The organism is Streptomyces sp. NPDC059816, assembly GCF_042732055.1.
Lineage (GTDB): Bacteria > Actinomycetota > Actinomycetes > Streptomycetales > Streptomycetaceae > Streptomyces.
Window position 1 is genome coordinate 84,362 of record NZ_JBHWIQ010000004.1, and the last position, 16,955, is coordinate 101,316.

General features: G+C 73.5%; 11 protein-coding genes and 1 tRNA gene. 9 read left to right on the forward strand and 3 right to left on the reverse strand.

The window, feature by feature from the left end:
- Window positions 1–35: 35 nt before the first annotated feature.
- The 5 genes from ACFV88_RS06970 (at window position 36) to ACFV88_RS06990 (ending at window position 8,641) form a co-directional block, all read left to right on the forward strand.
- A complete protein-coding gene (locus ACFV88_RS06970) occupies window positions 36–1,748 on the forward strand; it encodes a beta-N-acetylhexosaminidase (RefSeq protein ID WP_385486874.1) in 1,713 nt (570 codons plus the stop codon).
- Between the two features lie 392 nt (window positions 1,749–2,140).
- Window positions 2,141–3,034 carry an FAD binding domain-containing protein gene (locus ACFV88_RS06975; protein WP_385486876.1) on the forward strand — a complete coding sequence of 298 codons (894 nt, stop codon included), beginning with the start codon at window positions 2,141–2,143 and terminating at the stop codon, window positions 3,032–3,034.
- Window positions 3,031–4,893, forward strand: coding sequence for a 2Fe-2S iron-sulfur cluster-binding protein (locus tag ACFV88_RS06980; RefSeq protein ID WP_385486878.1), 1,863 nt, complete (start codon window positions 3,031–3,033; stop codon window positions 4,891–4,893). Before ACFV88_RS06975 ends, ACFV88_RS06980 begins: the two co-directional genes overlap by 4 nt.
- Window positions 4,890–7,217 carry a xanthine dehydrogenase family protein molybdopterin-binding subunit gene (locus ACFV88_RS06985; protein ID WP_385486880.1) on the forward strand — a complete coding sequence of 776 codons (2,328 nt, stop codon included), beginning with the start codon at window positions 4,890–4,892 and terminating at the stop codon, window positions 7,215–7,217. Before ACFV88_RS06980 ends, ACFV88_RS06985 begins: the two co-directional genes overlap by 4 nt.
- 137 nt (window positions 7,218–7,354) lie before the next feature.
- On the forward strand, window positions 7,355–8,641 hold the full coding sequence (locus ACFV88_RS06990) for an SUKH-4 family immunity protein (protein ID WP_385486882.1): 1,287 nt from the start codon (window positions 7,355–7,357) through the stop codon (window positions 8,639–8,641).
- Here the strand turns inward: ACFV88_RS06990 and ACFV88_RS06995 are convergent.
- The gene (locus ACFV88_RS06995) at window positions 8,593–9,411 is read right to left on the reverse strand and encodes a hypothetical protein (RefSeq protein ID WP_385486884.1); all 819 of its coding nucleotides are present in this window, start codon (window positions 9,409–9,411) and stop codon (window positions 8,593–8,595) included. The genes ACFV88_RS06990 and ACFV88_RS06995 overlap by 49 nt on opposite strands.
- A 121-nt stretch (window positions 9,412–9,532) precedes the next feature.
- A tRNA-Cys gene (locus tag ACFV88_RS07000) sits at window positions 9,533–9,607 on the reverse strand.
- A gap of 221 nt (window positions 9,608–9,828) precedes the next feature.
- On the opposite strand from ACFV88_RS07000, the gene ACFV88_RS07005 reads away from it, so the two are divergent.
- Complete coding sequence (locus tag ACFV88_RS07005) at window positions 9,829–10,227, forward strand: VOC family protein (RefSeq protein WP_385486886.1); 399 nt, start codon at window positions 9,829–9,831, stop codon at window positions 10,225–10,227.
- A gap of 141 nt (window positions 10,228–10,368) precedes the next feature.
- Window positions 10,369–11,592 carry an alpha/beta hydrolase family protein gene (locus ACFV88_RS07010; RefSeq protein ID WP_385486888.1) on the forward strand — a complete coding sequence of 408 codons (1,224 nt, stop codon included), beginning with the start codon at window positions 10,369–10,371 and terminating at the stop codon, window positions 11,590–11,592.
- A 76-nt stretch (window positions 11,593–11,668) separates the two neighbouring features.
- Here the strand turns inward: ACFV88_RS07010 and ACFV88_RS07015 are convergent, their stop codons facing one another.
- Window positions 11,669–12,631, reverse strand: a complete 963-nt coding sequence (locus ACFV88_RS07015; RefSeq protein ID WP_385486890.1) for an N-acetyltransferase — start codon at window positions 12,629–12,631, stop codon at window positions 11,669–11,671.
- A 183-nt stretch (window positions 12,632–12,814) separates the two neighbouring features.
- On the opposite strand from ACFV88_RS07015, the gene ACFV88_RS07020 reads away from it, so the two are divergent.
- The gene (locus ACFV88_RS07020) at window positions 12,815–14,455 is read left to right on the forward strand and encodes an MFS transporter (RefSeq protein WP_385486892.1); all 1,641 of its coding nucleotides are present in this window, start codon (window positions 12,815–12,817) and stop codon (window positions 14,453–14,455) included.
- A gap of 235 nt (window positions 14,456–14,690) precedes the next feature.
- Window positions 14,691–16,481 carry a DEAD/DEAH box helicase gene (locus ACFV88_RS07025; RefSeq protein WP_385486894.1) on the forward strand — a complete coding sequence of 597 codons (1,791 nt, stop codon included), beginning with the start codon at window positions 14,691–14,693 and terminating at the stop codon, window positions 16,479–16,481.
- The last annotated feature ends 474 nt before the right edge of the window (window positions 16,482–16,955 follow it).

Consider the following 16,955-nt stretch of genomic DNA (forward strand, 5'->3'; position numbering starts at 1 on the left):
GTGAATCCACCACTGACGTGGGGACGGGTGACGTGATGACGGGTGACGCTGTGACGAACGCGACCGAACGGACGGGAGCTCCGGCGCAGGACGGGGCGCTCATCCCCGCCCCGCTGCGACTGGCGCACGCCGGGGACCAGCGCCTCGCGCTGCACGCCGGAACACTGTTGGAGACCGGACCGGGTACGGAGGACACCGCCCGGTGGCTGCGCACGTACCTCGGTGCGGCGACCGGACTGCTGTTGGGGGAGGCCCCCGCCGACGGAGCGCCCGCCGGGGACGGCGACGGCGCCCTGATCGACCGACTGGCGCTGGCGATCGACCCCGAACTGCCGCAGGAGGGCTACCGGCTGACCGTCGCGGCGCCCACCGCCCGCATCGAGGGCGGCAGCGGGGCCGGCGTGTTCTGGGGCGCCCAGACCCTGCGCCAGCTGCTCGGCGCCGAAGCCCACCGCCGGGTGCCCCTCGACCCGGCCCGGAGCTGGACGCTGCCCGCGGTCACCGTCGAGGACTCGCCGCGCTTCGGGTGGCGCGGCATGATGCTCGACGTCTCGCGCCACTTCACGCCCAAGGAAGGCGTGCTGCGCTACCTGGACCTCCTCGCCGCGCACAAGCTGAACGTCTTCCACTTCCACCTCACGGACGACCAGGGCTGGCGCATCGAGATCAAGCGCTACCCGAAGCTCACCGAGGCGGGCGCCTGGCGCTCCCGCACCAAGTGGGGCCACCGGGCCTCCCCCCTGTGGGAGGACAAGCCGCACGGCGGCTACTACACCCAGGACGACATCCGCGAGATCGTCGCCTACGCCGCCGCCCGCCACATCCGCGTCATCCCGGAGATCGACGTACCGGGCCACTCGCAGGCGGCCATCACGGCCTATCCGGAACTCGGGAACACGGACGTCATCGACACGGCCGCGCTCTCCGTCTGGGACACCTGGGGCGTCAGCCCCAACATCCTCGCCCCCACCGACCACACCCTCCGCTTCTACGAGGGCGTCCTGGAGGAGGTGCTCGACCTCTTCCCCGTGGAGACCTCGCCGTTCATCCACATCGGCGGCGACGAGTGCCCCAAGGACCAGTGGAAGGAGTCCCCGGCGGCGCAGGCCCGCATCCGGGAACTGGGCCTCAAGGACGAGGACGAGCTCCAGTCCTGGTTCATCCGCCACTTCGACACCTGGATCTCCGAGCGCGGCCGGCGGCTCATCGGCTGGGACGAGATCCTGGAGGGCGGTCTCGCACCCGGCGCGGCGGTTTCCTCCTGGCGCGGCTACGGCGGCGGCATCACCGCCGCGCGCGCCGGTCACGACGTCGTCATGTGCCCGGAACAACAGGTGTACCTGGACCACCGTCAGCACGACGGCCCCGACGAGCCGGTACCGATCGGGTTCGTCCGCACGCTGGAGGACGTCTACCGCTTCGAGCCGGTGCCGCCGGAGTTGACCCGCGAGGAGGCCCGCCGGGTGCTCGGCACCCAGGCCAACGTGTGGACCGAGGTGATGGAGAACTCCTCGCGCGTCGACTACCAGGTGTTCCCGCGCCTGGCCGCGTTCGCCGAGGTGGCCTGGAGTGCGCTCCCGCCCTCCGCCGAGCGGGACTTCGACGGTTTCGAGGACCGGATGACGGAGCACTACCGCCGGCTCGACGCGCTCGGTGTCCAGTACCGGCCGCCGACCGGCCCGGCGCCCTGGCAGCAGCGGCCCGGACTGATCGGCCGTCCGATCGACGGACCGCCGCCGAACGTGTGAGTTTCCCGCGGGGGCGGTCACTCCAGGGTGACCGCCCCCGCGGCGTGTCCGCGCGATGTCCGCAGTGTGTCCGCCGCGACCCGCACGTCCTCCCGCACGCCTTCCCCGCACAGGACCCTCGAAGGCGGTCCACCGCCTTCGGAAACGGCCCGCCCCGCCTCCCGGACCCGGCGGAGATGTCACACAACTGCCGCCAAAAGAGTGGCAAGAGGTGCGCACCGCCGAGCACGTGGGAAAACGGACGATTCCCCCGGAGTTCGGAAGAAAAACTCCTAGCGGACCCCCGCGTCGGACGCCGGTGAAGATGTGCCAGAGTTGCCACGGCCGGCCTGTGAGCACGTACCGTACGGCCACAGGACGACCAGGCGGGACAGCGGGAAGGGGCAGCCGGTTTGACCACGCACGCACCGCAGGCGGCGCGATCCGTGACGCTGCCGAGCACACTCGACGAGGCGGTCGCGGCCCTCGCCGCGACGCCCGCAGCCGTGCCCGTCGCGGGCGGCACGGACCTGATGACCTCGGTCAACTCCGGTCAGTTGCGGCCCGCGGCCCTCGTCGGGCTCAGCCGCATCAGCGAGATCCGGGGCTGGCAGTACCAGGACGGCCACGCGCTCCTGGGCGCCGGCCTGACCCATGCCCGCATGGGCCGCCCCGACTTCGCCGCGCTCATCCCGGCGCTCGCCGCCGCGGCCCGCGCCGCCGGCCCGCCCCAGATCCGCAACGCGGGCACCCTGGGCGGCAACATCGCCACCGGCGCCCCCACCGGGGATGCCCTGCCGGTGCTCGCGGCGCTCGAAGCCACCGTCATCGTCGCCGGCCCCGGCGGCGCCCGCCGGGAGATCCCCGTATCGCACCTGCTCGCGGGCGTGGCGGGACTCAGCGGCGGCGAACTCATCGGCTACGTGCGCGTGCCGCTGCTGCACGCCCCGCAGATCTTCCTGAAGGCCACCGGGCGCACCGGCCCCGGCCGGGCCACCGCGTCCGTCGCGCTGGTCCTCGACCCGGCCCGGCGCGGGGTGCGCTGTGCGGTGGGCGCCGTCGCCCCGATGCCGCTGCGGCCCCTCGACGCCGAGCAGTGGGTGGCCTCGCTGATCGACTGGGACGGCAGCCGCACCCTGGTCCCCGAGGCCCTCGAAGCGTTCGGCGAGTACGTCGCCGCGGCCTGCATCCCCGACGCCGCCCCGGCCGAGGACGGCACGCCGCAGCCGCTGCCGCCCGCCGTACTCCACCTGCGGCGCACCGTCGCGGTGCTGGCCCGACGAGCACTGGGGAGGGCACTGTCGTGACCGACCGACACGGCGGCGCGGGCGGCTGGGAGCCGATCTCGCGCGGCGAGCACGATCCCGAGGCGGGCGCCGACGCCACCGCCTTCGTCCGGCTCCCCGAGGGCTTCGACCTGCACGCCCACTCGCCGCTGGCCGCCCCCGGCCACGGCTACGTGCCGCCGCGGATAACGGCCGCCCCGACCACCGGACAGCCCGTCGACCCCACGGCACCCCCCGCCGGGACGTGGGCGCCGCAGGGCGCCGCCGGGCCCGCGCGCACGGTGGGCTGGCCCGAACCGGCCGCGTCCGGTGGCCATGCGCAGCACCCCCCGCGCAACACCGACGTCCCGCACGCCTCCGACGCGGTGGACGGCCCCGCCGGTACCGGCGGGGAGCACGCCTTCGAAGCGGGGCGCACCGCTCCCGGACGCTCCGGCTACGACCCGGGGGAGACCGCCCAGTGGACGTTCCCGGACGTCGTGCCCACCGAGGGGTCCGCCCCGGGTGGGCCGGGGCGCGAGCCCACGCAGGACGGCACCGGGCAGTGGACCATCCCGCTGGCCGCGAGCGACCTGCCGGACGAGTCCGGTGAGTTCACCACCTCCACCCTGGCCTCGCAGTGGGGCGCCACCGCGCCGGCGACCCTGCCCGGCGGCGCCCCCGCGCCCTGGGCCACCGGCCCGGGCCCCGACTGGACCGCCCCCGCGACGGACCACGGCACGCCCCCGCACGGCACTCCGCAGCACGGCACGGACACCGCGCACCCCGCGGACGCGCCCACCGGACCGCAGGGCCCCGGCGGGTACCCGACCGGAGCGCACCCGCCGCCCGCCGAACACCCCGTACGGGGCGAGGGCAGCACCGGACCCGCGCCCGCCCCCGACGGCGGCGCACGGCCGACCGCGGGGCCCGGCGCGCCCGAGGTCGCCGAGGACGGACCCGAGGCACCCGTAGCGGTGCCGGCCGCGCAGGACGCCCCCGAACACCCCGCCGACGACCCGGCCGCAGCCGCCCCGGGCCGCGTCCGCGAGGACACCACGGCGGCCGACCCCGTCGACGGCACGGACCCCACCGGACGCACGGCGGACGACGAACCCGCTGCGCCCCCGGAGACCGAACCGCAGCACCACGTCGAGCACGACGCAGCGGCGGACGACGACCCCGCGGCACCGGCGCCCGCCGCGGCCGAGGAAACCCTCGTCCACCACGACGAACACCCCCTCATCTCGTACACCCTGCGGGTCAACGGCGTGGACCGCCCCGTCACCGAGGCGTGGATCGGCGAGTCGCTGCTCTACGTCCTGCGCGAGCGCCTCGGCCTCGCGGGCGCCAAGGACGGCTGCTCCCAGGGCGAGTGCGGAGCCTGCAACATCCAGGTCGACGGTCGCCTCGTCGCCTCGTGCCTGGTGCCCGCCGCCACCACGGCCGGCAGCGAGATCCGCACCGTCGAGGGGCTCGCCGCCGACGGCCGGCCCTCCGACGTGCAGCGGGCCCTCGCCCGGTGCGGCGCCGTCCAGTGCGGGTTCTGCGTGCCCGGCATGGCGATGACCGTCCACGACCTGCTGGAGGGCAACCCCGCCCCCACCGAACGCGAGGCCCGCCAGGCCCTGTGCGGCAACCTCTGCCGCTGCTCCGGCTACCGCGGCGTCCTGGAAGCCGTCCGCGAGGTCGTCGAGGAGCGCGAGGCGCACGCGGCGGCCGCCGCCCCCCCGGCCCCCGCCGACCCCACTGCCCCTGCCGGCACCGGCGAGGCACCGCCCCACCTCGGCGGCCCCGGAGAACCCCGCATCCCGCACCAGGCCGGCCCCGGCGCGGGAGGCGTCCACCCCCACGCGCACGACCCCTACGGTCCGTACGGCCAAGGCGGAGGCCAGGCATGAGCAACGAGGCGACGGCCATGGTCACCACCCCCGGCGGCACCGAACCCGGACCCGATCCGTCGCCCCACGGCATCGGCTCCTCGCTGCCGTCCCCCGACGCCCGCGCCAAGACCGAGGGCACCTTCCCGTACGCGGCCGACCTCTGGGCCGAAGGGCTGCTGTGGGCGGCCGTGCTGCGTTCGCCGCACGCCCACGCCCGCATCGTGTCGATCGACGCCTCGCACGCCCGCGCGATGCCCGGCGTGCGCGCCGTCATCACCCACGAGGACGTCCCCGGCAACGGGGCCGGCGCCGTCTACGGACGCGGCGTGCGGGACCGCCCCGTCTTCGCCTCCGAGGTCGTGCGCCACCACGGCGAGCCCATCGCCGCCGTCGCCGCCGACCACCCCGACACCGCGCGGATGGCCGCCGCCGCCGTCATCGTCGAGTACGAGATCCAGGAACCCGTCACCGACCCCGAGAAGGCGTTCTCCGCCGAACCGCTCCACCCCGACGGCAACCTCATCCGCCACATCCCGCTGCGCCACGGCGACCCCGGGGCGACCGGCGCCGTCGTGGTGGAGGGCGTGTACCGGGTCGGCCGCCAGGACCCCGCCCCGATCGGCGCCGAGGCGGGCCTCGCGGTACCGCGCCCCGACGGCGGCGTCGAACTGTACGTCGCCTCCACCGACCCGCACGGCGACCGGGACCTCGCGGCGGCCTGCTACGGGCTCGACCCCGAACGCGTCAAGATCGTCGTCACCGGGGTGCCCGGCGCCACCGCCGACCGCGACGACCCCGGCTTCCAACTCCCCCTGGGGCTGCTCGCCCTGAAGACGGGCTGCCCCGTCAAGCTGACCGCGACGCGCGAGGAGTCCTTCCTCGGCCACTCCCACCGCCACCCCACCCTGCTGCGCTACCGCCACCACGCCGACGCCGAGGGCCGGCTCGTCAAGGTCGAGGCCCAGGTCCTCCTGGACGCCGGCGCCTACGCCGACACCTCCTCCGAAGCGCTCGCCGCCGCCGTTGCGTTCGCCTGCGGGCCCTACGTGGTGCCCAACGCCTTCGTCGAGGGTTGGGCCGTGCGCACCAACAACCCGCCCTCGGGCCACGTGCGCGGCGAGGGCGCCCTCCAGGTGTGCGCGGCGTACGAGGCGCAGATGGACAAGCTCGCCCGTAAACTCGGCGCCGACCCGGCCGAGGTGCGGATGCGCAACGTCCTCGCCACCGGTGACGTGCTGCCCACCGGCCAGGCCGTCACCTGCCCCGCGCCCGTCGCGGAACTCCTCACCGCGGTACGGGACTTCCCGCTGCCCGCCCTGCCCAAGGACACCCCCGAGGACGAGTGGCTGCTGCCCGGGGGACTGGAAGGCGCCGGGGAGCCGTCCGCGATCCGCCGCGGCGTCGGCTACGGGCTCGGCATGGTCCACATGCTCGGCGCGGAAGGCACCGACGAGGTCTCCACCGCCACCGTCAAGGTCCACGACGGCGTCGCCACCGTCATCTGTGCCGCCGTCGAGACCGGCCAGGGCTTCGGCATGCTCGCCCGTCAGATCGTCCAGGAGACCCTGGGCGTCGACGAGGTGCACATCGCCCCCGTCGACACCGACCAGCCGTCCGCCGGAGCCGCCTGCCGCAGCCGCCACACCTGGGTCTCGGGCGGGGCCGTGGAACGCGCGGCCAAGATGGTCCGCACCCAACTCCTCCAGCCGCTGGCCCACAAGTTCGGCATGTCCACCGAACTCCTCCAGATCACCGACGGGAAGATCACCTCCTACGACGGCGTCCTGTCCACCACCGTCAGCGAGGCCCTCGAAGGCAAGGAACTGTGGGCCACCGCCCAGTGCCGCCCGCACCCCACCGAGCCGCTGGACGAGAACGGCCAGGGCGACGCCTTCGTGGGCCTCGCGTTCTGCGCGATCCGTGCGATCGTCGACGTCGACGTCGAACTCGGCTCGGTGCGCGTGGTGGAACTCGCCGTCGCCCAGGACGTCGGTCGCATCCTCAACCCGGCGCAGCTCAGGGCCCGCATCGAGGCCGGCGTCACCCAGGGGCTGGGGGCCGCGCTCACCGAGAACCTGCGCACCCCGCGCGGACTCGTCCGCCACCCCGACCTCACCGGTTACGCCCTGCCGACCGCCCTCGACGCCCCGGACATCCACATCGTCAGCCTCATCGAGGAACGCGACGTGGTCGCCCCCTTCGGGGCGAAGGCCGTCAGCGCGGTGCCCGTCGTGACCAGCCCCGCGGCCATCGCCTCGGCGGTGCGCGCGGCGACCGGTCGCCCGGTCGCCCGGCTGCCGATCCGCCCCCAGGCCGCGGTGGTCACCACCCCGACGGCCTGACCGCCTCGGCCCCGCCCGCCCTCCGCGCCCGGGGCGCTGTCAGTGGTGCCGCGTACCGTCGAAGTCGGTGGGGATCACGCCCGGTCAGCCGGTGCGGAGCCCCGCCGACCGTTCGTTGACACGCCACGGGGGGTTCCATGGCCACGACCGAGACGATCAGGTTCACCGAGGACGAGCTGCCGCGCTCCCTCACCCACGGGCCCACCCGGCGCCACCTCACGGGGCCCGGACTGCCGGCCGGGGAAGGGCCCCTGTTCCGCTTCGGCCCGCCGCGCACCCTGGTGGGTGACCTCCTCGTCCTCGGCGGACTGAGCACCGGCGGCGCCGGGTCCGACGGGCAGCGCGCTGCCGACGGGGCGGGGTCCAGCGGGTCACGGTCCGACGGCTCGCGCTCCGGCGGCTCACGGGGACACCGCCCCGGGCCCCTGGTCACCCTCGAAGGCGCCACCGGACGGCTGTTCCTCACGCCCCGCCCCGGCCCCGACCCCAGGCACCACCACCCGTACGACGGCCCGGGCCCACGACCGGCCCCCGGCGACCCGCTCGCCCCCGACCTCCCCACGCTGCTGCGCTTCGAGCGCGCGGTGCGGGAGTTCGCGGAACCGGCGGACCCGGGCGACCCGCCCACCGACCACGGCGGCCCCCGCTACGGACCCGGAGCCGCGGCCCTGGCCCGCCATCACCTCCTCGACCTGTTCCGGGCGGAGTTGCACGGCGCGCCCGTCCCGGTCTTCTGGCTGGTCACCGCATGGGTCCGGCCCCTGGCCCGGGTCCCGACCCCTGGCATCCACCTCCAGGTCGACCTACCCGGCCGGCTGCTCGACGAGGAGTTCGGCGCCGGGGAGGTCAGCCGCTGCGAGGACGCCGACCTGCCCGCCGCGCTCACCCACGAACCGACCCGCCGCTTCCTCAAGGACGTCGGACTGCCCGAGGAGGAACACGACTTCGTCGCCGCCCGGCTCCCGCTGCGGACCCTCGCCGAGCACCACTGCGGGGCGCATCCGGTCACCGGCCGGCCCGCCGACCTTCCCGCACGGGCGGCCCGGCTGATCCCCGTCGGACATCTGATGCACGACACGGACGTCGTGGTCGACGGCGCGACCGGTGCGGTCCTCTCCTGGCACTGGGCCGACCCGTGCCCCCGCCCCCTCAACACGGACGTCTCCACCCTGGCGTTCACGAACTGGCTCGGGCACCGTGCGCGCGACTGGGAAGCCGACCGTGACCGCCGGCTCACCGCGCAGTCCGGGGACCTGCTCGCGGGCGCGGTCCACGCGGTGCTGAAGTCCGTCGACCCGGTCACCGCCCGCCACCCCGAGACCGCCTGGACCCCACCAGGAGGGCGCCCCGACCTCCGCGCACCCCTGCACCCGCCCTACGACGAGACGTCCCCCGCGGCGTTCGCCTGGGAGTCCGCCGACTGAGGGCCCGCGGCGATCGCCCGGACCAGGGTCGTGATGACCTCGGCCCGCTGCGCGGTGGTCAGGCCCGCGTCCGCCACCAGACGCTCCGCCGCCAGGTACCGCGCGAACTCCAAGGGCTGGTCGAAGTACGCCTTCAGGTGCCCGGCGGCGGTCTCCTGCGACTTCACGAACGTACTGCTCACGAACCCGGAGAGCGCGGCGGACACCGCGCCCAGGGCACCGGCGACGACCGCCCCGGCCGTCGTACTCGCGTTCAGTGCCACGATGACGAACGCCGTCAACAGCACGAAGCCGATCACCATCGCCACCTGCGCGTTGCGGAACGACTGCCGCGCCTGTTGCGTGGCGATCTCGTGGTAGAGGTCCAGTCGGCTGTGGGTCAACTGCCACAGCTGCGCCAGCGCCAACCCCCGCCCGGCCGCCGCCCCGTCCGGTCCGGGAGCCCCGGCCGCGTCCTCGTCCAGCCCGGGGATCCCACCCGCCGCGGTGCGGGGAGCGGGTACGTCGGGGTGCGAGAGCGCGGCCTCCAATCCCTGCTCCGCCTGGCGGACCCGCAACCGCCCCTCGGCGACCTGCCGGGGCTCCTTCGGGTCGAGCGCGGTGAAGACGGCGAAGGCCAACCCGATCGTGGCCAAGGCGGCCGCGCCCCCGATCGTCAGGCTCTCGGACAGCGGCCGGCCCTCGTGAACGGCGATGACCGCGAAGGCAACACCCGAGAGGGAACTGCTCAGAAGGGTGGCTCCCACCCAGAGCGTGCGCTTGGTCGACATGACCGATCATTCTCGCGAGGCGCCGCGGGCCGCGCCACCGCTTCCCACGAACCGGGACGGACGGGCCGAAGGGCGACACCCCGTTCCGGGTACCGCCCTTCGCGCTGCCCGGTGGGGCAGTTGGAGGCCGTGGCGGGAATCGAACCCACGTAACTCGCTTTGCAGGCGAGTCCCTAAACCACTCGGGCACACGGCCGTGTGCTGATGACGTGTTCACCGTAGGAGAGGAGCGCACTCCTGCTCAAGGTGTGGCGCCACCGTGCCACGGGACCGCAATCCGCCGTTCACAATCGGGCGGCGGCGGCTCGCGCTGCGCCCTCCCCGCTCCGCCCGCTTCAGGGGCCGGGAAGAATTCAGAGGCGCGTGACGGGCGGCCCGCCTAGGCTGAGCCCTCGCCCTCACCCTCATGGGAGTCACATGACCAGCAGGTTCACGGAGTTGACCGTCGACTGTCACGATCCGGAGCGGCTCGCGGCCTTCTGGTGCGCGGTCCTGGACTTCCAGGTGATCGACCGGAGCGCGCACAAGGTCGAGATCGGCTCCTGGGAGCCGACGATCGAGGAGGTTCGGGCCCGGCAGATGCCGCCTACCGTGCAGTTCATCCGGGTCCCCGAGGGCAAGGACGCGAAGAACCGGCTCCACCTGGACGTCAGCCCGATCGACTCCAGCACCGCCGACGAGGTGGCCAGGTTGCTGGAGCTCGGCGCCACCGAGGTGGACGTGAACCAGGGCCCCGGTCGGAGTTGGGTGGTCATGGCCGATCCCGAGGGGAACGAGTTCTGCGTCCTGCGCACGCTGGCGCCCTCCGGCCAGTGATCCGGGCGCCGACCGGAACTGCCCTACTGGTGACCATACTTGGGGGCTACCGCCCTATGGGACCACGGTGTGATGTGGCGCCCGGGCAATGGCTACCGCAGGGTGATGTGGCATCGGGTACGCCGGCCCTACCTTGTGGCCATGACCCGAATGAGCCGGGCGGCCACCGCAGCCGCCCTCGCGATGTCCCTCGCCGTGCCACTGGGCCTGGCGAGCACGGCGGCCGCCCAGGACCGGTCGGCGTTCCCGTCGGTGGCGTCCCTGTGGGCGTCCTCGTCGGCGTCCCGATCGGCGGAGTCCGTCCCCGCCCACCCCGCCCACCTTCCGCGCCCCACCGGCAAGTTCGGCGTGGGCAGCAAGATCCTGCACCTGGTGGACCACTCCCGCGCCGACCCCTGGGTTCCCACCGCGGACGGGCGGGAGCTGATGGTCACCCTGCACTATCCGGCCGCCCGCTCGGCCAAGGGCAGCCCGGCCCGGTACGCCACGGCCGAGGAAACCCGACGGATGCGGGACGGCTTCGCCCTGCCAGCGGCCATCCCCGCCGAGCAGCTGAGCCGGATACGGACGCACAGCAAAGCTAACGCGCCCATTGCGAAGGGGCGTTACCCACTGGTCCTGCTGTCGCCGGGCTACGGTGCCGGTCGCTACACCCAGACGAACCTCGCCGAGGACCTCGCCAGCCGGGGTTACGTCGTGGCCTCCATGGACCACGCCTACGAGTCCTTCGGCACCTCGATGCCGGACGGCCGCACGCTGAACTGCGCTTCCTGCGAGGCCGTCGACAACAACGGCGTCCCGATCACGCTGGTCACCCAGACCCGGGCGAAGGACGTGTCCTTCCTCCTGAACCAGCTCACCGGCCCCGATCCGGTCTGGCGCCACTCGGGGGCGATCGACAAGAAGCGGGTCGGCATGGCCGGCCACTCCATCGGCGGCGCGGGTGCCGCCTCCGCCATGGTGGGCGACCGCCGGGTGCGCGCCGGGATCAACATGGACGGAGCGTTCTGGGAGGAGATGCCCCAGGGCGGGCTCAACGGGCGACCGTTCATGTTCCTCGGCACGGACGACGAGGTGCACCGCCCCGGCGGCGTGGACCGGTCGTGGGACGCGACCTGGCCGAAGCTGGACGGCTGGAAGCGTTGGCTCACCGTTTCCGGGGCGCACCACGGCACCTTCTCCGACTTCCCGGTGATCACCGAGCACTACGGTCTGCCCGGTGAGCCCTACCCGGCGGCCCGGGGCATCGGCATCACCCGCACCTATGTCGCCGCGTTCTTTGACCGGCACCTGCGCGGCGCCGCCCGCCCGATACTCGACGGCCCCACGACCGGGAACCCGGAGGTGAAGTTCCACAACCCCTGACCTCATCGGGCCTGGTCTCCCCCGCACCGACCGGGTCGGCCGGCACCGGCGCGGGGGAGGGGGCAGTCAACTCGGCTCAGGACGGACGGTGTTCCCAACCCCGCGCCGTGCGGGTCAGTTCACGGAAGCCGCCGGTGGCGAGCAGGGCGAGGTCATCGGTGTCGTCCGGTGCGGCATAGGTGAGGACACGGTCGACCCCGCACAGGGCCAGCCAGGCACGGGCCTGACCGAGGAGCCAGCGGAACAGCTCCGGGTGCGCGTCGTCGGCCAGGTCGTAGTCGCTGAGGTCGGCCATGCCGCCGGGGCGCGCATGCCGTTCGGGACGGCCGAGGGAGGTGTCGAGTTCGACGTACCCCAGGTCGTCGGCCCCGCTCCGTGCCGTGAGCCGGGTGCCCAGCCCCGTGCCGAGGGTGCGGTGCACGGTGAGCCCGGGCAGCGGCGGGGCGAGTGCCGGATCGGGGAGGTCGGAGAGGGGCGCGAGCAGCAGGATCTCGGTGTCCCCGGTGTGCGCGAAGCCCGCCCGTTCCAGGGCCGTGCTGATGTGCGGCCAGGGGGCGGGGACCCCGTAGACACCGGGGGCGGGCAACTGTCCGTCGGCGTACCGGACCCGGACGTGCCAGCGGGTGAACTGGGCGAGGCACGCGGACAACAGCAGATCGGCCACCTGCTCCTCGCCCCCGGCAGTGCCGTCCACGGACTCATGGGTCTGCGCGGGAGCGTCGGGCTCGACCGGGAGGTGAACGGACCAGAGGAGGGAACCGGCGTCGCGGAAGTCCTCGCCGACATCGGGGTCGTTGCGGTACCGCAGCAGATGGGCGGCGCCGACGATGCGGCGCTGGTGCTCGACGACCAGGGTCACCCGCTCGGCGACCCAGGGGTCGAGGACGTACTCGTCGGGTCGGCGCTCCAGGCTGCTGATGACGGTGTTGACCGACACGCTGGCGCCGGGGACGACCGCGGCCACATGGGCGTTGATCAGATCGGTGAGCTGGTCGCGATCCTCGCGGTGAAAGGTACGCACGTTCAGAGAAGTGGGCATGACGATACCTCCGTGGAGTGACAAGGGGGAGGCCGCCATGAGGTGCGGTACGCCAACCACGGTAGCACCCTGCCGTTCAGGGGAGCCCGCCCGCCGGCCGGGGAGTCCTAGGACCAAGGGACCAAGGGATTCCTGTTCCGCGGCAATGGTCACAGCGGGGGTTCGCCTCTTACGTTGGCTGTCATGAGCACCGACCCCAGTGAGTGTGGACCAGCCGCGGACGGAACCGGAACCGACGACCTGGGGAAGCGGAGTAGCGACACCACGCTCAGGAGAAGCGCGCACACCGGAACCGTGCAGGCCACCGCACCCACTCCGGTCGCCACGGACACCGCCGCGCAGGACATCATCACCGCGCCGGACGCCGCCGCGCAGGACACCCACGTAACGGACGGAGTGCTCGGCAAGTCCTACCGCGCCCTGAGCATCGGCATCGTGTCGGTCGTGCTGCTGATCGCGTTCGAGGCGACGGCCGTGGGCACGGCCATGCCGGTGGCGGCCCGCCAACTGGACGGGGTCTCGCTCTACGCGTTCGCCTTCTCCGGGTACTTCACGACCAGCCTGTTCGGCATGGTGCTGTCCGGACAGTGGGCGGACCGACGGGGTCCGCTCCGACCGCTGACCACCGGGATCATCGCCTTCGCAGTGGGGCTCGCACTGTCGGGGACGGCCGGCACGATGTGGCTGTTCATCCTGGGCCGGGCGGTGCAGGGACTGGGCGGCGGCCTGGTGATCGTCGCGCTGTACGTGGTGGTGAGCCGGGCGTACCCGGAACCGTTGCGGCCGGCGATCATGGCGGCGTTCGCGGCGTGCTGGGTGATCCCGTCCGTGGTGGGACCCCTGGTGTCCGGAGCGGTCACCGAGCAGTTGGGCTGGCGCTGGGTGTTCCTGGGCATCCCGGTGCTGGTGCTGCTCCCGCTGGCACTCGCGCTGCCGCAGATACGTCGACGTGCGTCGGGCCCGGCACCCGGGAGCGAGCAGGACGGGCAGCAGGACGGGCCGCCCACCACCAGTGCGACGACCGCACCCAAGGGACAGCGCATCCGGCTGGCGTTCATGATCTCGGCCGGGGCCGGACTCTTGCAGTACGCGGCGCAGGACCTGCGCTGGTTCTCGCTGCTCCCGGGCGCGCTGGGCATCGCCCTGCTGGTCCCGGCCGTGCTGGGGCTGCTGCCGCGCGGAACCTACCGGGCGGCCCGGGGGCTGCCCTCCGTGGTGCTGCTGCGCGGAGTGGCGGCGGGTTCGTTCATCGCGGCGGAGTCGTTCGTGCCGCTGATGCTGGTCACCCAGCGGGGACTGTCGCCGACGCTGGCGGGACTCTCCCTGGCCGCCGGCGGGGCCACCTGGGCACTGGGCAGCTTCGTGCAGTCACGGGGCCGGGCCGCCGCGCACCGCCACCGGCTGATGGCGTTCGGCATGGTGCTGGTCGCCGCGTCGATCGCCGTCGCGCCGACGGTACTGATCGCCTCGGTGCCGGTGTGGATCGTCGCGGTCGCCTGGGGGTTCGGCTGCCTCGGCATGGGACTGGTGATCTCCTCCACCAGCGTGCTGCTGCTCCAACTGTCGCCGCCGCAGGAGACCGGCAACAACTCCGCGGCACTCCAGATCTCGGACGGCCTGTCGAACGTGCTGCTACTCGCGCTCGGCGGAGCGGCGTTCGCGGCGCTGGGCGGCGGTGCCGTGGGAGCCGGGCACGGGGCCGCGACCACGGGGGGCTCCGAGGCCCACACCGGAGCCTTCGTGGTGGTGTTCCTCCCGATGGCGGTGGTGGCCGCGCTGGGCGTGTGGGTGGCCACCCGGGTGCGGGTGCGGGAGTCCCACTGACCCCACAGAGGCCGGACACACCGGATGTTAACGGGGCTTATCCACCGGGTCGGGTGATCCGTGACGTCTCGGTGGCCGTCCCTCACGGGGCGTCGTGTGAAGCCCGTCTCACCCCCGCCGAGCGGACCCCGTCCCGCCCGGACCGGGTTCTGAGCACCGATAGGGTGGCCCGGTTGTCATACCCGTGCGGGCGGCTCGACGGCCCGCCGACCGGACCACCGTCGAACCGGAGACCGTGACTACCACCGCCACCCACTCCCATCACCTGTCGCCCGCCTTCCCCAACCGTGCACCGTGGGGAACCGCCAGCAAGCTGCGCGCCTGGCAAGAGAGGGCGATGGAGAAGTACGTCCAGGAACAGCCCCGCGACTTCCTGGCCGTCGCGACCCCGGGCGCCGGCAAGACCACCTTCGCGCTCACCCTCGCGTCCTGGCTCCTCCACCACCACGTGGTGCAGCAGGTGACGGTGGTCGCGCCGACCGAGCACCTGAAGAAGCAGTGGGCGGAGGCGGCGGCCCGGATAGGCATCAAGCTGGACCCCGAGTACAGCGCCGGCCCCCTGGGGCGCGACTACCACGGGGTGGCCGTGACGTACGCGGGTGTCGGCGTCCGGCCGATGCTGCACCGCAACCGGGTCGAGCAGCGCAAGACGCTGGTGATCCTCGACGAGATCCACCACGCGGGCGACTCGAAGTCCTGGGGCGAGGCGTGCCTGGAGGCGTTCGAGCCCGCGACCCGGCGACTGGCGCTCACCGGTACGCCGTTCCGCTCGGACACCAACCCGATCCCGTTCGTCACGTACGAGGAGGGCAACGACGGCATCCGCCGCTCCTCCGCCGACTACACGTACGGCTACGGCAGCGCGCTCGGAGACGGGGTGGTGCGACCCGTCATCTTCCTCTCGTACAGCGGCAACATGCGGTGGCGCACCAAGGCGGGGGACGAGATCGCCGCCCGGCTCGGCGAGCCGATGACCAAGGACGCGGTCTCGCAGGCGTGGCGCACCGCCCTCGACCCGCGGGGCGACTGGATGCCGAACGTGCTGCGGGCCGCCGACCGCCGACTCAACGAGGTCCGCAAGGGCATCCCGGACGCCGGCGGCCTGGTGATCGCCACCGACCAGGACTCGGCCCGTGCGTACGCCAAGCTGATCCGGGAGATCACCGGCGACAAGGCGACCCTGGTCCTGTCGGACGACTCGGGGGCCTCGGACCGCATCGACGAGTTCAGCCACAGTGACGACCGTTGGATGGTCGCGGTGCGCATGGTGTCTGAGGGAGTCGACGTACCTCGACTGGCCGTCGGCGTCTACGCGACGACCATCTCCACGCCCCTCTTCTTCGCGCAGGCCGTCGGTCGATTCGTGCGGTCCCGGCGCCGTGGTGAGACCGCTTCGGTGTTCCTGCCCACCGTCCCCGACCTGCTCGGCTTCGCCAACGAGATGGAGGTCGAGCGCGACCACGTCCTGGACAAGCCGAAGAAGGAGGGGGAGGAGGACCCCTACGCCGAGTCCGAGAAGGAGATGGACGAGGCGAACCGGGAGCAGGACGAGGACACCGGCGAGCAGGACTCGCTGCCCTTCGAGGCGCTGGAGTCCGACGCCGTCTTCGACCGGGTGCTCTACGACGGCGCGGAGTTCGGGATGCAGGCGCACCCCGGCAGCGACGAGGAGCAGGACTACCTCGGCATCCCCGGTCTCCTCGAACCCGACCAGGTACAGATGCTGCTCCAGAAGCGGCAGGCCCGGCAGATCGCGCACTCCCGCAAGAAGCCGGACACCGAGGCCGATCTGCTGGAACTGCCCGCTGAGCGGCGCCCGGTCGTCTCCCACAAGGAGCTGCTGGAGTTGCGCAAGCAGCTCAACACGCTGGTCGGGGCGTACGTCCACCAGAGCGGGAAGCCGCACGGGGTGATCCACACCGAGTTGCGGCGGGTGTGCGGGGGGCCTCCCAGTGCGGAGGCCACGGCGGGGCAGCTGCGCCAGCGCATCGACAAGGTCCGGGAGTGGGCCACCCGCATGCGGTGACCCTCACCGGGTGGGGGGCGGTGCGGGTGCGCGGTGGTTTTGCGCAGTTCCCCGCGCCCCTATCGGGGCGCACCCGTCCGCCCCCCGCAGTGAACGACGCACCCCGGGAGGCACCCACCCGGGGGCGCGGGGAACTGTGCGAAGCAACAGCGCACCCGTCCAGGACAACGCACCCGCAGGGGAGCGCACCGAAGGGGCGCGGGGAACTGCGCGAGCAAGCGCGACGCACCCGCGGTGAACGACGCACCCCGGGAGGCACCCACCCGGGGGCGCGGGGAACTGCGCGAAGCAACAGCGCACCCGTCCAGGACAACGCACCCGCAGGCAAGCGCACCAAAGGGGCGCGGGGAACTGCGCGAGCAAGCGCGACGCACCCGCGGTGAACGACGCACCCCGGGAGGCACCCACCCGGGGGCGCGGGGAACTGTGCGAAGCAACAGCGCACCCGTCCAGGACAACGCACCCGCAGGGGAG

Excerpts from the sequence above, each read along its gene's own strand:
- ACFV88_RS06985 (WP_385486880.1), top strand. The coding sequence starts at position 4,890 with ATGAGCAACGAGGCGACGGCCATGGTCACCACCCCCGGCGGCACCGAA.
- ACFV88_RS06990 (WP_385486882.1), top strand. The coding sequence starts at position 7,355 with ATGGCCACGACCGAGACGATCAGGTTCACCGAGGACGAGCTGCCGCGC.
- ACFV88_RS07005 (WP_385486886.1), top strand. The coding sequence starts at position 9,829 with ATGACCAGCAGGTTCACGGAGTTGACCGTCGACTGTCACGATCCGGAG.
- ACFV88_RS07010 (WP_385486888.1), top strand. The coding sequence starts at position 10,369 with ATGACCCGAATGAGCCGGGCGGCCACCGCAGCCGCCCTCGCGATGTCC.
- ACFV88_RS07020 (WP_385486892.1), top strand. The coding sequence starts at position 12,815 with ATGAGCACCGACCCCAGTGAGTGTGGACCAGCCGCGGACGGAACCGGA.
- ACFV88_RS06995 (WP_385486884.1), bottom strand. The coding sequence starts at position 9,411 with ATGTCGACCAAGCGCACGCTCTGGGTGGGAGCCACCCTTCTGAGCAGT.
- ACFV88_RS07015 (WP_385486890.1), bottom strand. The coding sequence starts at position 12,631 with ATGCCCACTTCTCTGAACGTGCGTACCTTTCACCGCGAGGATCGCGAC.
- ACFV88_RS06970 (WP_385486874.1), top strand. The coding sequence starts at position 36 with ATGACGGGTGACGCTGTGACGAACGCGACCGAACGGACGGGAGCTCCG.